The organism is Pseudonocardia xishanensis, from assembly GCF_039541715.1.
Classification (GTDB): domain Bacteria; phylum Actinomycetota; class Actinomycetes; order Mycobacteriales; family Pseudonocardiaceae; genus Pseudonocardia; species Pseudonocardia xishanensis.
On the sequence record NZ_BAABGT010000040.1, the window covers coordinates 107,538 to 120,753 of the forward strand.

Here is a 13,216-nt window from a genome sequence, read left to right on the forward strand (position 1 = left end):
CGGGGGATGCGCGATATTGCTTATAAAGTACAAGACTAGCCCGGTAGGGTGTCAAGGCTCACTCAGGGCGACAGCCGCCTGAACCCAGCAGCTCGAACTCGTCGACGACGAAGACGCAGGAGCGGGTGACATCGATGAACCGCAGCTCGTCGGCCATCAGCTCCTTCAGCGCCACCACACCCGCTTCGGAGCCCGCCGCGGCGAGCATCGACGGCAGGTCCGCGAACCACGCGTCGGCGATTCCGTCGAACGGCTCCGCCGTCCCACGCTGCTCCGCGAGACCCTCATTGAGCCCACCGGGCCGACAGTGACCCTGGACGTAGCGGATCATGCCGAGCGTGTCGGCGTGCCGGAGCACTCGCGGCGCATGCTCGTTCAACCAGTACCGGTGGAACTCCACGGCCGAGAGCGCGGATTGCCGCCTCAGGCAGAAGGTTAGGCGGACCCGATCAGGCAACAGTCAGCCCCCCGTCCACCTGAATGATCTGCCCGGTGACGTACGACGCCGCCGGGCTCGCCAGGAACGCGATGACGTCCGCCTGCTCACGGGGCGTCGCCATCCGGCCCAGGGGGATGCCGCGGACGGCGTGCTTGCGGATGACCTCGGGGTCCAGGACCAGCCGCTCGGCGGTCCGCTGGAACGTGCCCGCCATCATGTCCGTCGCCGTCGACCCGGGAGAGACGGCGTTGACCCTGATGCCCTCGGCTGCAAGCTCGACGGCGAGCTGGCGGGTGATCGAGTCGACCGCGGCCTTGGACGCGGGGTAGGCCCCGAAGAACGGCATGACCCGCACCCCCGCGGTGGAGGACAGGTTCACGATCGCCCGGTCCGCCACCGTGTTCTCCAACATCCGTGGCACGAACTCCCGGATCATCCGGTACAGCCCTGTCACATTCACCTCGAGGGTGGCGACCCACACCTCGGGCGGGGTGTCGTGGACCCGGTACGAGCTGGCCTCGCCCGCCATCCCGGCGTTGTTCACCAGAGCCCCCACCCGGCCGAGACGACTCACGTCGCAGCCGAGCTCTCGGACCTGATCGGGATCCGCGACGTCGCAGGCGAAGGCCCAGGCGCTGCCGCCGGCCTCCCGGATCTCCGCCACGACCGAGGCCGCGCCCTGCCACCCGGCGCGGGCCTCGTCCTCGGTGCGCGTCGAGTCCGCGGAACGCTCGACGACGGCGACCCGCCATCCGTCCTGCGCCAAGCGGACGGCGGCGGCGCGCCCGATGCCGTCCATACGGCCGGCACCGGTGATGACGGCAATGTCATCCCTGTCCATCAACGCCTCACACCTGGGTGGAGGCGGGGGAGGTCGGACGCGGGTTGCCGACGACCGTCCACTCCTGGTCCAGCTCGAGGATGGCCTCCTCCGCGTGGATCGCGTGGTAGTCGAAGCCACCGGCGAGGGCGGGCGGGGTGCGGTCGCCGGTGTCGAGCGCCCGAACCGCGGCGAGCATGATCCGGCGCATCCGAATCACCGCCACGTCCGAGGTTCCGAGATGCTCACGGGAGCGGTCGTAGACCGGGCCCATGCTCTCCTGGACCGCGATGTCCTCCAGCGGCGGATACCCACCCATCCCCGAGAAGGAGGTCCCCGCCGTCATCGCAGCGCGGTCCTGGCCCCAGTTGTTCGCGGCGGTGTGCCTCGGCAGCGCGAAGTCGGCGTCGAGGCCGGTGATGCCGTTCCACTCGGCCAGCAGCTCGCGCTGGCCCGGCTTGAGCGGGGCGTCCTCCAGGTGCAGCACGAAGTAGAACATCGTGTGATGGTCGTCGACCGGCACGAACGCCTGGGCGAAGGACCAGCCCTGCCGTGTGGGGATGAGACCCCAGACCGGTGCGACGAAATGGGTGACCCGCACGTACTTCACCGGCGCCCCGTCCTCGTCCCGGTGGGCGTCCCGGATCGCTCCGTAACGGAAGCCGTACGGCGTGTTCTCGATCTTCAGCTTGGGGTGGCCGTCGAGCGCGACCTTCGACAGCAGGCTCTCCCCGCCGCCCTCGTAGGCGTCCTCGCCGTTGGCGAGACGTCCCACGTAGTCGGTGTGCAGGAAGCTGACGTGGGCCGAGTCGATGACGCCTTCGAGTGCCTGCGCCCAGTTGCAGCTCAGCCGGACCCGGAGGATCGCCGTGTGCGAAGGATCGGCCTCCGCCCAGTTGAAGGCGGGGAACTCGGGCGTCTCCGCGGGGTCGCCGAGGTAGGCCCACACCATTCCGCCCGACTCGCGGACGGGATAGGCGACCTGACGGATCCGGTCCTTGAACGTGGCGTCGTCAGGCTCGGACGGGGTCTCGACCACGCGGCCCTCACGATCGACCCGCCATCCGTGGTACAGGCACTGCAGGGAGCAGTCGACGTTGCGCGCCAGGGTCAGCGACGCTCCGCGGTGCGGGCAGTACTCATCGAGCAGACCGACCTCGCCGGAGGTGTCGCGAAACGCGACCAGCCGCTCGCCGAGCAGGGTGACCGGTCTCGGGGCGCCGCCCGCCTCGAGGTCCTCGCTCCGGAAGACCGGCAGCCAGTACTTCCGCATGAGCTGCGACATCGGCGCACCGTTCTCGATACGCACGAGGAGTTCGTTGTCCGCGTTGTTCAGCATCCGTCACCCTCGATCCGACTTCGTGGTGGCCTGACCCCCACCTCGTGGCATACTATACTTTATAAAGCACGGGAGGGATACGGATGGCAACGAGGACGACCCTGGCGGAGCCGTCTCTGGCGCTGCTGTTGGACAACGCTCGCGAAGCGATCATAGCTGGGCGCGCAGCGGGGATCGAGCCCGTTGCCCTGCTGCTCAGCAGCGCGGACTACGCCCAGGTGACCAGGACCAAGCAGCGCGAAGCCCGAGTCGGTCTGCCGCCGGTCGTGCTCGGCATCGAGATCCGGCCGGACTCCGCGATCCGCGAGGGCTCCGTCCGCATCGTCCTCCCCTGACCGCCCCCACCAGGAGTTGGAGCGCCATGAGGCGACGCACGTCCGTGACGGTCGACGGCATCGACCACGGTTCATCCCCCTTCCCTGCGGCGACCAGGATCGGACCGTTCATCTTCTCCAGCGCGCTGTCCGGTCGCGACGCCGACTCCGGGGTGCTGCCGGACTCCGTCGAGAAGCAGGCGGAGACGGCGTTCGAGAACGTCCGACGCGTGGTCACCGCGGCCGGCGCAAGTCCCGAGGACATCGCGAAGGTGGTCGTGTTCGCGCGGGACCGCGCCGCGGTGCGCGCGGTCCTCGACGGACCGTGGACGGCCCTGTTCCCCGACCCCGGATCCCGGCCCGTCCGGCACACCGTCGAGGCCGAGATCCCGGCCCACATGCACCTGCAAGTCGAGTTCGTCGCCGTCCAGGAGGAGAACACCGCATGATCATCGACTCCCACGCCCACCTCGTCGCGCCCCCCGCCATCAACGCCGCCTGGACGCAGATGGAGTCCGCAGGCGTCTACAACGGACGGACGCGCGGCCAGGTCCCCGACGCTGCGCTGATCGAGTCCGCCGACCGCCAGATCGCGCTGATGGACGAGGTCGGCACCGACGTCCAGCTGACCTCCCCGCGGCCCTACATCATGAAGCACTCGTACAAGCCGGGACAGCTGGTCGAGTGGTGGGTGGCCAACCACAACGACGCCATCGCCGTCCAGGCGAACGCCCGTCCTGACCGCATCCGCGGCGTGGCCGGGCTCCCCCAGCAGGACGGCGCGCCGGTCTCCGTGGTGTTCGACGAGCTCGACCGTGCCATCAACGACCTCGGGTTCGTGGGCGTGCTGCTCAACCCGGACCCGGGTGAGGGGAACGGGCGCTCCCCGCTCATGGAGGACGAGTACTGGTTCCCGCTCTACGAGAAGCTCGAGGAGATGGACGTCCCGGCGCTGTTGCACTGCGCGGGCTGCACGGTGCGGGAGAACTACAGCGAGCACTTCATCACCGAGGAGAGCCTCGCGATCACCTCGCTGCTCCGCAGCGACGTGTTCGACCGGTTCCCCGGTCTGAAGATCATCGTTCCGCACGGCGGCGGCTCCATCCCCTACCAGCTCGGCCGCTGGGTCGCTCACGAGGGCAAGTTCAAGGGAATGGATCCCGCCTCGGCGCGCGAGGCGTACGTCGGACGCCTGCGCAAGCTCTGGTTCGACACCTGCCTGTACACCCCGGAGGCGCTGAACCTGCTGATCGGTGTCGTGGGTGCCGACCGAGTCCTGTTCGGCACCGAGCGCCCGGGCAGCGGATACGGACTCGAGGACGTCAAGCCGATGCTCGAGGGCCTCGGGCTGGAGGAGGGCGCGCTGCAGGCGATCTTCGAGAAGAACGCGCGGACCGTCTACACCCGACTCGCATGATCGACGAGGTCGCCGAGGTCCGCGCCGCGGCGCGGTCGCTGGCCGAGGAGTGGCTGGCGACCGGTGGCCGCGGCCGGGCGGACAACTGGGCCCGCGGGCTCGATCCGGCGTTCAGCAAGTCCTTGGCGGCCCACGGTCTGATCGGCCTCACCTGGCCGCGGGAGTACGGCGGTCGGGGGCTCGGCAACGTCGCACGCCTCGCCGTCACCGAGGAGCTGCTGCGGGTGGGCGCCCCGACCGGCGCGCACTGGGTCGGGGACCGGCAGATCGGACCCTCCCTGATCCGGCACGGCACCGAACGACAGCGTGCGGAGTTCCTGCCCGCGATCATCGCGGGCGAGGTCGTCTTCGCGCTGGGCATGAGCGAGCCGGGGGCGGGCTCCGACCTCGCGGCGGTCACCACGCGGGCCACACCGGTCGCCGGCGGTTTCCGCGTGTCGGGTCGCAAGGTGTGGACCTCCAACGCCCATCGCGCGACCCACCTGTACCTGCTGGCCAGGACCGACACGGGCGAGCGCAAGCACGAGGGGCTGTCGGAGTTCCTCATCGACATGGACTCGCCCGGTGTCCAGGTCTCCCCCATCCGTGACCTCGCGGGCGAGCACCACTTCAACGAGGTGCTGCTCGAGGGGGTCGTGGTCCCGGAGGACCGCCTGCTGGGCGTTCGGGGCCGGGGCTGGCAGCAGGTCGTCGGGCAGCTCGCCTTCGAACGGGGTGGGCCGGAGCGGGTGCTGTCCACCTACCCCCTGCTGGCGGAGCTGCTCTCGGCCGGGCTGTCGCTGTCGCCCGCCGAGCAGGACCGGCTGGGTGAGCTGATCGCTCGACTTGCCGCGCTGCGTCACCTCGCGGGCGGGGTGGCGAAGGCGTTGGACGGTGGCGAAGCACCGACGCGGGAGGCCGCCGGCCTGAAACACCTCGGCACCGCGTTCGAGACCGATCTCGCCGAGTTCGTCCGGGACGCGTACGCGGCCACGGGCCGGGCTCCCAGCCCGCTGGTCTGGGACGCGTTGCTGTCCTCCCCCGGGTTCGGCATCCGCGGCGGAGCGGCCGAGGTGTTGTTGTCTCTCATCGCACGTCAGGAGGCTCGGGCGTGAACTCCGACCTGCTCAGACTGGTCGACGAGGTCGTCGAGGACCACGCGGCGGAGAGCCCGGGGTCACTGTGGGACACCTTCGTCGAGCTCGGCCTGACCCGCATAGGCGTCCCCGAGGAGGTCGGGGGGTCCGGTGGTGGGCCGTCCGACCTGCACACCATCGTCCGGCGGTTGGCCCACCACGGCGTGGAGGTCCCACTCGTCGAAGCGGCGGTGGCGGCGTGGGCCCTCCCCGAGGAGCAGGACGACCTCGACCCGATGCTGGCCCACTGTCGTCCGCCGGGTGATGTCCTCGTCGTGGTGAGTCCTGGTGCCCGCGTCGGCTCCCGTGTCCTGCTCGTCGAGGCAGGCACCGGGGTACTCGCCAGGGTCGTGCGAACCCAGCCCGGCCCGCCTCCCACGGCCGACCTGGAGATCGACGAGGCGCCCGTCGTCGATGCGGAGCGGGTACGGCCGGTCGAGACCCGGCTGCTTGCGGCCAACGCGGCCCGCCTCGTCGGCGCCGCGACGGGCGCTTACGAGCTGACCAGGGACTACGTACGCGTACGGGAACAGTTCGGCAAGCCGCTGGTGGCCCTCCCTGCGGTCGCCGCCCACCTCGCCCGGATGCGGACCGCGCTCGAGGTGGCGGGCGCCGGCCTCGACCGCGCTGAGCTCCAGCTCGACGCCGGCCAGGACGCCTGGGCCGCGGCGGCCGGTGCCGCGATCGGCGCTCGGCGGGCGGCGGATCTCGTCGTCTCGACCTCGCACCAGCTGCACGGTGCCATGGGTATGACCGAGGAGTACCCGCTCGCCCGACGCACCTCGCTGGCCCGGCTCCATCGAGGCGCCGTCCCCACCGACTCCGCGACTCGCCTGGGCGCCGCGGCGCTGGCCGGTGGCGAGGAGGAGGTGTGGACGACGTTGACCGGCCACGTCGCCGCAGCCGCCGGGGAGCGGACGTGATCCCGGCGGGCGAGGCCCTCCCCCGGATCTCCTTCGGCGCGGGCACATCTGGAGGTCTGCTCGTCAGCGGTGAGCGCGACGAGCAGCGGCGGGCTGTGGCGACCGCGATCGAGCACGGCATCCGGCACTTCGATTGCGCGCCGATCTACGGCCACGGTGCGGCCGAGACCAACCTCGGCGCCGTCCTGCGCGAGCTCGGGCGACCCGACGTGCTCGTCACCTCGAAGGTCAACATCACCCCGGAGTTCCTGGCCACCGGCGACCTGCGCACCTGCGTCGAACGGTCGGTGCGGGCCAGCCTGACCCGGCTACAGCGGGACCACCTCGACTTCCTGCTCGTCCACAACCCGGTGAACCGCGGTCGGTACTACGACTCGCCGACCGACCCCCGCGCGCGCCTGCTGAGTCAGTACCCGCCGCTCACCGTCGACGACTACATCGGGCTCGACGGCGTGTGGGAGGCCACCACCGCGCTGCGGGAGCAGGGCCTCGTCCGCCGGGTCGGGCTGGGCGGGATGGACAACGACCCCGTCGCCCTCCGTGCCGCGCTCGCGTCCGGCCTGGTAGCGCTGTTCCAGCAGCCCTACCACCTGCTGAACCCGACCGCCGCGCTGCCGGAACACGTGCGCGGAGCAGGATTCGACCCGCTCGCACTGGACGCGGCGGGCCGGGCCATGGACCACCGGGACAGCCTGGTCGCCGCGGAGACTCACAAAGTCGCGGTGTCGGCGATCAGCCCGGTGGCCGCGGGTGCGCTCACAGACGACGCGGTGGCGGGCCGCCCCCCGGACCCGGTGTCGGCGCGAGACGTTCGCTTCGCTGGGCCCGACGGTTTCGCCCGCCAGGTGGAGCTGGTCGTCCCGTTCGCGGAGCTGGCCCGGGAGAGCGGGATGTCGCTCACCGAGCTCGCCTACCGCTTCGCGATGTCACACCCCGCCGTGACGACGGTGGTGGGTGGCTTCTCGCACACCGGACACGTGCTGGAGGCCGTCCGCTACGCCGAGCGCGGCCCTCTCCCCGCCGACGTCGGTGCGGCGCTCGCCGACGTCTGGATCACCACGACGAAGGGCTCGACATGAGCGACGATCTGACCCGCCTGGCCGAGATCGGCACGGCCACCGTGTCCGACGCGTTGGACCGTCTCGGTCTGCGTGGCAGCGCGCACGGGATCGCGCCGGTGCAGGACGGGCTGCGGGTCGCCGGGCCGGCGTTCACCGTGCGCTACGTCCCCGCCGGGTTCCCCGTCGGCACCGTCGGCGACTACGTCGACGAGGTGCCGCCGGGCGCGGTCGTGGTGCTGGACAACCAGGGCCGCACGGACGCGACCGTGTGGGGCGACATCCTGACCGAGTTCAGCGCCTCCCGCGGTATCGCGGGCACCGCGATCTGGGGGGTGTGCCGGGACGTGGCGACCGCGCTGCGCCTGACCTATCCGCTCTTCACCCACGGTCGCTTCATGCGCACCGGCAAGGACCGGGTCGAGGTCGCCGACACACAGGTCCCGGTGGCTCTCGGTGACGCCCAGGTCAAGCCCGGTGACATCGTCGTCGGGGACGACGACGGGACCGTCGTGATCCCCGCGCTGCGGCTGGCCGAGGTGCGGGACCTGTCCGAGACGATCGCCGCCCGCGAGGACGACATCACTCGTGCGGTGCTCGACGGTTCCACCATCGCGGCGGCACGGGCCCGGTTCGGCTACCACTCCCTGCAGCGGGAGAACCCGTGACCTCCGTCGACCCGCCCGCGCTGCGGCAGCTCCGCGTACAGGAGGTCCGGCACGAGGCCGCCGGCGTGGTCTCCGTGCTGCTCGTCGACCCGGCCGGCGAGCCTCTGCCCGCCTGGGAACCCGGCGCCCACCTGGAGCTGGTCCTGCCCTCGGGCCTGCTCCGCCAGTACTCCCTCTGCGGGCCGGAGGGTGCCGCCGGCTACCGGGTCGCCGTCCTGCGCGAGGCCGAGGGGCGCGGCGGCTCGCGGGAGATCCACGACGTCGGGCTCGTCGGGCGCACCCTCGGGGTGCGAGGGCCCCGCAACCACTTCAGCCTGGCCGACGCGCCGTCACACCTGCTGATCGCCGGCGGCATCGGGGTCACGCCGATGCTGGCCATGGCACGGCGGCTCGCCGCGACGGGCCAGGACTGGCGGATGGTCTACGGCGGGCGCACACGGGAGTCGATGGCGTTCGTCGACGAGCTCCGGTCGTTGGGCCCCGTGGACATCGTCCCGCAGGACGAGCTGGGGCATCCCGACCTCGCGGCGGCGCTCGATTCCGCCGCTCCCGGGACCGTCGTCTACGCCTGTGGACCCGCACCGCTGCTGGCCGCGGTCGAGGAGGCGACCGGTGCGCGCTCCCTCGCGCTGCGCGTCGAACGGTTCGCAGCGGACCCGGACGGCCCCTCCGCCGCCCCCGCCGCGGGCGGGGACTTCGAGGTCGAGCTGCGGCGATCCGGTGTGACCCGCCAGGTGCCCGCCGACCGCTCCCTGCTCGACGTGGTTCGTGAGGTGGTGCCCGACGCGCCGGCTTCCTGTGAGGAGGGGTTCTGCGGCTCCTGCGAGACGAAGGTCCTCGCGGGTGTGCCCGAGCATCGCGACACCGTCCTCGACGACGAGGAACGCGCCTCCAACGCCACGATGATGATCTGCGTCGGACGGTGCCTGTCAGGCAGGCTCGTCCTCGACGTCTGACCCCACCGACGTGGGGAAGCCCCCGCGGCTCGCGGGGGCTTCCTCATGCCGCATCGCACTCATGCCTTGCCGAAGACCTGCTTGATCTCGGGCAGGACCTGCTGCTCCCCGGTCGCCTGCTCGGCGAGCCCGGGCGGTGTGAGGGTCGGGATCTGTTCGATCGGGGGGTAGCCGTCGGGAGTCGGGCTGCCGGGCACGGGCGAGAAGTAGTCCAGGTCGGCGAGCGCCTGGGCACCCTCGGGGGTGTACAGCCAGTTGAACAGCAGCTTCGCCGCGTTCGGGTGGGGTGCCCCTGCGGTCAGCGCACCGTAGACGCTGGCCACGTATCCACCGCTGGTCAGCGGGAACTGGAAGCCGACGGGCGCTCCGCCCTTCTTCAGGCGCTGGTAGTCGACGTTGCTCACGCTCAGCCCGACCGGGACCCGGCCTGTCGCGACGGCGGACGACAGCTCCGGTGACGAGCTGGACAGCTGGAGCTGTTGATCAGCGAGGCCGCGCAGGTACGCGTCGTCGAACTGCCCGGAGGCGGTCAGCTGGTACAGCGAGGACAGGCCCGCGCCGTTGGAGGTGGGGTCGGTGATCCCGAGGCGCCCCTTCCACGCGGGGTCCAGGAGGTCCTTCCAGCCCTGGGGCGCGGAGCCCTCGGGCACCTGGGTGGTGTTGTAGAGGAAACCGCGGGCGTCGTACATGAACCCGGTGAGGCCGGGGTAGGCCGGGTCGACGAAGAGGTCGTTCGTCACCGAGTTCGCGGCGAACGGCCGATACGGCTCGAAGCGGCCCGCCTTGTCCAGGTAGCTCATGCTCGTGACCGCGCTGGCCACGAAGTCACCCGTCACGCGCCCTGAGGTGACCTCCTGCTCGACCTTGGTCTGAAGCGGAGCACCGAACAGCGGGACCCCGGTGACCTTGATGTCGGGGAACCGCTTGCTGAACGCGTCGAAGGCGGGCTTCAACGGCTCGGAGAACGAGCTGTAGACCACGACCTCGCGCTCTCCAGCCTCCTGCGCGGCCCGGTAGAGATCGACGAACTGCTGCTCGCCGGCCGGACCCAGCCCCGCGGCGTCGCCGACCATCTGCTCGCCGCCACCGCCTCCGCAGCCCGCCAGCACCACCGCGGCGACCGCCGCAAGCGCCACCAGCGGGGCTCGGCGCCATCCGCGCCTGTCATCGCCCTGGATCGTCATCGCACTCCTCGTCGAGTCGGGAAGGGTCACGAGCCGGTCGCCCCAGCGGGCACCCGCTCGTCCTCGGTGGTGGCCGGGCGGTCTCCGGCGGGTCCGCCGCTCGGCGTGAGCGGCACGAGCTGGTCGGTCGGGAGCTCCACGAGTACCGGCGCCCCCGGGTCGAGATCAGGATCGGTGTGTCCGCGTCCTCGGGACGGGTCCGTGTAGACCAGCGCACTGATCGAGACCCCCCCGACGTCGAGCCGGTAGGCCACCTCTTCGCCGAGGAAGGCCCGATCCGTGACGACGCCGGAGACCGTCGATGCGCCTACCGGAGCCTCCTCGGGCCGATACAGCCGCACCGCCCGAGCTCGCACCCCCACGCACAGCGGGTCACCCGACGAGACCGGGTCGGCGGCGGCGACCTGGACGGACAGTCCGACCGCGCGGGCGGTCGCCGTCCCGCCGCGGACGTCCTCGACGGTGAGGTCGAGCAGGTTCTCGATGCCGACGAAGTCCGCGACGAACCGTGTGCGCGGCCGGTCGAAGACCTCGCGCGCGGTGCCGAGCTGCTCGACGACACCACCGTTCATGACCGCCACCCGGGTGGACAGGGTCATCGCCTCGGTCTGGTCGTGGGTCACGTAGATCGAGGTGGTTCCGACGGTGGCGTGCAGCCGGCGCAGCTCGTCCCGCAGAGTCGCCCGCAGCTTGGCGTCCAGGTTGGACAGCGGCTCGTCGAACAGGAGCAGCTGGGGCTGGGCGGCCAACGCACGGGCCAGTGCGACTCGTTGCTGCTGACCGCCGGACAGCCGCCCGATGCTGCGGTCCGCCAGGTGCCCGAGATCGACGAAGTCCAGCACCTCGCGGACCCGGCTCGCCGTCTCGGCACGGGACCGGCCTCGCCGACGGAGTGGGTACCCGACGTTGCCCGCGACCGTCAGATGCGGCCACAGCGCGTAACTCTGGAACACCATGCCGATGTCACGCTTCTCCGGCGGGATGAACCGACCCTGCCCGACGACGGTGCGGTCGCCGATCCGGATCTCACCGGCCTGCGGCGACTCGAGCCCGGCGACACACCGCAGGGTGGTGGTCTTCCCACAACCGCTCGGACCGAGCAGGGTGAGGAACTCCCCCGGGCGCACGTCCAGGTCCAGCCCCCGGACCACGGGCGCCCCGCCGTAGTGCTTCACGAGGCCGTGCACCTCGACTCCGATCATCTCGGTCCACCTCTCTCGTTCGGCTGAGGAGTTGCGCGGCGCAGGAGGGCCGACACGCTCGCCCGCAGGGCCAGGAGCAGGACGAACACCGCCGCGAGCGACGCCAGGAAGACACAGAGCACCGCGGCCGCCTGGGCGGTCTGCCCGGTCTGGGAGTACAGGCTGTAGACGATGGTCGGCACCGTCGGCGTGCTGGGCGAGGCCAGCAGGACGGGGATGTCGAGGTTGCCCGCCGCGAGCACCCCGGTCACGAACCATGCCCCGAGGAACGCGGGGAGGATCAGGCGCAACACCACGTCGACGACGGTGCGAGCCTGCGAGGCACCGGCGGTCCGGGCTGCGTCCTCCAGCTCCGGGCCGATCTGGACGACCGCCCCGGACGTGGCGCGGGCGGCGATCGGTGTCACCAGCGCCACGAGGGCGAGGACCACGATCCACACCGTGCCGTAGAGGCCGCCCAGCACGGGTGTGCTGAGGTAGGCCCACAGCACACCCAGCGACACCACGACCCCCGGAACAGCGATGATCAGCCACAGCGCAAGGTCGGGGAGCGTGCGCAGCACCGCGGTGGTGCGCAGCCGTGCGTAGGAGATCAGGGCGGCGAGCAGGGTCGCGACGAAGCCCGCCACGACACCCAGCAGGAGGGTGTTGCTCAGCGCCTCGAGGACGGTCCGGTCGTCGAGGACGTCCAGGTAGTTGTCGAGTGTGAACGTGCCGTAGACGCCGAACACCGGCTGCAGCGAACCCAGCACCAACTGCAGGAACGGCAGGACCACCGCCACCAGCCCGTATCCGACGACCACCGCCGTGCACGCCCAGCGGGCGCGACCGAGCGGCAGGACGTCCCCGGCCCGGGCCTTCCCTGTCACGGTGACGAACTCCCGCCCTGCGAGCACCCGGTTCTGCGCGGCGACCAGCAGCAGGACGATCACGACCAGGACCAGGGCGAGCACTCCGGCTCTCGCGTACTCCGGAGGTGAGGCCGTCATCAGGTAGCCGTAGATCTCGGTCGGGAACACCGAGATTCCCGCCGGGACCCCGAGGACGAGCGCGACGTCGAGAAGGCCGAGCCCCAGGACCAGGCACAGGATCGCGACACCCGCGACGGCCGGTGCGAGCACCGGCACCTCGACCCGCCAGAACGTCGTCCACCGGCGAGCGCCCGCGAGCGACGAGGCCTCGGTGAGCGACCGGTCCATCGCACCGACCGGTCCTGACAACAGCAGGTAGGCCACCGCGGTGACCTTGAGCGCCGTCGTGCCGATCAGGCCGAACCACGAGTACGCCGTGAGCCAGGTCGTGTCGGCGCCCGACACCGCGGCGACCGCGGTGTTGAGGGTGCCGTTCGGGGGCTGGGCCAGCATCCCCCAGCTCAGCGCCGAGAACAGCAGCGGTACCGCGAACACCACCATCATCATCGGCGTGACGACGCGCCGGAGCGGGGCGTCCGTCCGGGTCACCACCCAGGCCAGGAAGAACCCCAGGACCACTCCCACCGCGGTGACGGTGACCGCCAGCGCGGCGGACTGGAGCAGGGTCGACCAGGTTCGCGGGTCGGACAGCACGGCGGGCACCGCCTGTGCCGACCACTCTCCCGGCACGCCGGGGGCCGAGGTGCGGAAAGCCCCGATCGCGAGCATCGCGACCGGCCAGACGAAGAGGACCAGCGCGAGGACACAGAGGACCGCGACGAACGGCCGGGCGCTGCGGGCGCCGCGGACCGGGACCAGCCTGCGAAGTCCGTCCCCGGTGGCACGCTCCGTCGAGTGAGCCGAGGTCAC

14 protein-coding genes are annotated in these 13,216 nt (G+C 71.4%); 8 read left to right on the top strand and 6 right to left on the bottom strand.

Translation table 11 applies throughout. From position 1 onward, the window contains the following. Positions 1-58: 58 nt before the first annotated feature. Genes ABD993_RS17680 through ABD993_RS17690 form a run of 3 tightly spaced genes read right to left on the bottom strand, consistent with a single transcriptional unit; the run spans position 59 to position 2,598 of the window. Positions 59-400: an EthD domain-containing protein gene (locus ABD993_RS17680; protein ID WP_345419201.1), complete on the bottom strand. Its 342-nt coding sequence runs from the start codon at positions 398-400 to the stop codon at positions 59-61. Positions 401-449: 49 nt separating this feature from the next. Further along, a complete protein-coding gene (locus ABD993_RS17685) occupies positions 450-1,280 on the bottom strand; it encodes an SDR family NAD(P)-dependent oxidoreductase (RefSeq protein ID WP_345419203.1) in 831 nt (276 codons plus the stop codon). A 7-nt stretch (positions 1,281-1,287) separates the two neighbouring features. Next, complete coding sequence (locus tag ABD993_RS17690) at positions 1,288-2,598, bottom strand: Rieske 2Fe-2S domain-containing protein (RefSeq protein ID WP_345419206.1); 1,311 nt, start codon at positions 2,596-2,598, stop codon at positions 1,288-1,290. An 83-nt stretch (positions 2,599-2,681) separates the two neighbouring features. On the opposite strand from ABD993_RS17690, the gene ABD993_RS17695 reads away from it, so the two are divergent. The 8 genes from ABD993_RS17695 to ABD993_RS17730 are packed head-to-tail and all read left to right on the top strand — an operon-like array spanning position 2,682 to position 9,049. After that, entirely contained in the window at positions 2,682-2,933 is a 252-nt protein-coding gene (locus ABD993_RS17695; protein WP_345419209.1) for a hypothetical protein, read from the top strand. A 26-nt stretch (positions 2,934-2,959) separates the two neighbouring features. Further along, positions 2,960-3,361 (top strand): RidA family protein, encoded by a 402-nt coding sequence (locus tag ABD993_RS17700; RefSeq protein ID WP_345419212.1) that lies wholly within the window; start codon positions 2,960-2,962, stop codon positions 3,359-3,361. Next, entirely contained in the window at positions 3,358-4,329 is a 972-nt protein-coding gene (locus ABD993_RS17705) for an amidohydrolase family protein (RefSeq protein ID WP_345419214.1), read from the top strand. Before ABD993_RS17700 ends, ABD993_RS17705 begins: the two co-directional genes overlap by 4 nt. After that, complete coding sequence (locus ABD993_RS17710) at positions 4,326-5,423, top strand: acyl-CoA dehydrogenase family protein (RefSeq protein WP_345419216.1); 1,098 nt, start codon at positions 4,326-4,328, stop codon at positions 5,421-5,423. The genes ABD993_RS17705 and ABD993_RS17710 overlap by 4 nt, the downstream gene beginning before the upstream one ends. Beyond that, complete coding sequence (locus ABD993_RS17715; protein WP_345419219.1) at positions 5,420-6,367, top strand: acyl-CoA dehydrogenase family protein; 948 nt, start codon at positions 5,420-5,422, stop codon at positions 6,365-6,367. The genes ABD993_RS17710 and ABD993_RS17715 overlap by 4 nt, the downstream gene beginning before the upstream one ends. Further along, complete coding sequence (locus tag ABD993_RS17720) at positions 6,316-7,446, top strand: aldo/keto reductase (RefSeq protein WP_345419223.1); 1,131 nt, start codon at positions 6,316-6,318, stop codon at positions 7,444-7,446. Before ABD993_RS17715 ends, ABD993_RS17720 begins: the two co-directional genes overlap by 52 nt. Further along, positions 7,443-8,093, top strand: coding sequence for an RraA family protein (locus ABD993_RS17725; protein ID WP_345419226.1), 651 nt, complete (start codon positions 7,443-7,445; stop codon positions 8,091-8,093). Before ABD993_RS17720 ends, ABD993_RS17725 begins: the two co-directional genes overlap by 4 nt. After that, the gene (locus ABD993_RS17730; RefSeq protein WP_345419229.1) at positions 8,090-9,049 is read left to right on the top strand and encodes a PDR/VanB family oxidoreductase; all 960 of its coding nucleotides are present in this window, start codon (positions 8,090-8,092) and stop codon (positions 9,047-9,049) included. The genes ABD993_RS17725 and ABD993_RS17730 overlap by 4 nt, the downstream gene beginning before the upstream one ends. A 59-nt stretch (positions 9,050-9,108) precedes the next feature. Here ABD993_RS17730 and ABD993_RS17735 read toward each other — a convergent pair whose 3' ends face one another. From ABD993_RS17735 to ABD993_RS17745, 3 genes are read right to left on the bottom strand one after another with little or no spacing between them, the layout of a single operon-like run. Continuing rightward, positions 9,109-10,233 carry an ABC transporter substrate-binding protein gene (locus tag ABD993_RS17735; RefSeq protein ID WP_345419231.1) on the bottom strand — a complete coding sequence of 375 codons (1,125 nt, stop codon included), beginning with the start codon at positions 10,231-10,233 and terminating at the stop codon, positions 9,109-9,111. Between the two features lie 26 nt (positions 10,234-10,259). Then, positions 10,260-11,435, bottom strand: a complete 1,176-nt coding sequence (locus ABD993_RS17740) for an ABC transporter ATP-binding protein (protein ID WP_345419234.1) — start codon at positions 11,433-11,435, stop codon at positions 10,260-10,262. After that, a complete protein-coding gene (locus ABD993_RS17745) occupies positions 11,432-13,216 on the bottom strand; it encodes an ABC transporter permease (protein ID WP_345419237.1) in 1,785 nt (594 codons plus the stop codon). The genes ABD993_RS17740 and ABD993_RS17745 overlap by 4 nt, the downstream gene beginning before the upstream one ends.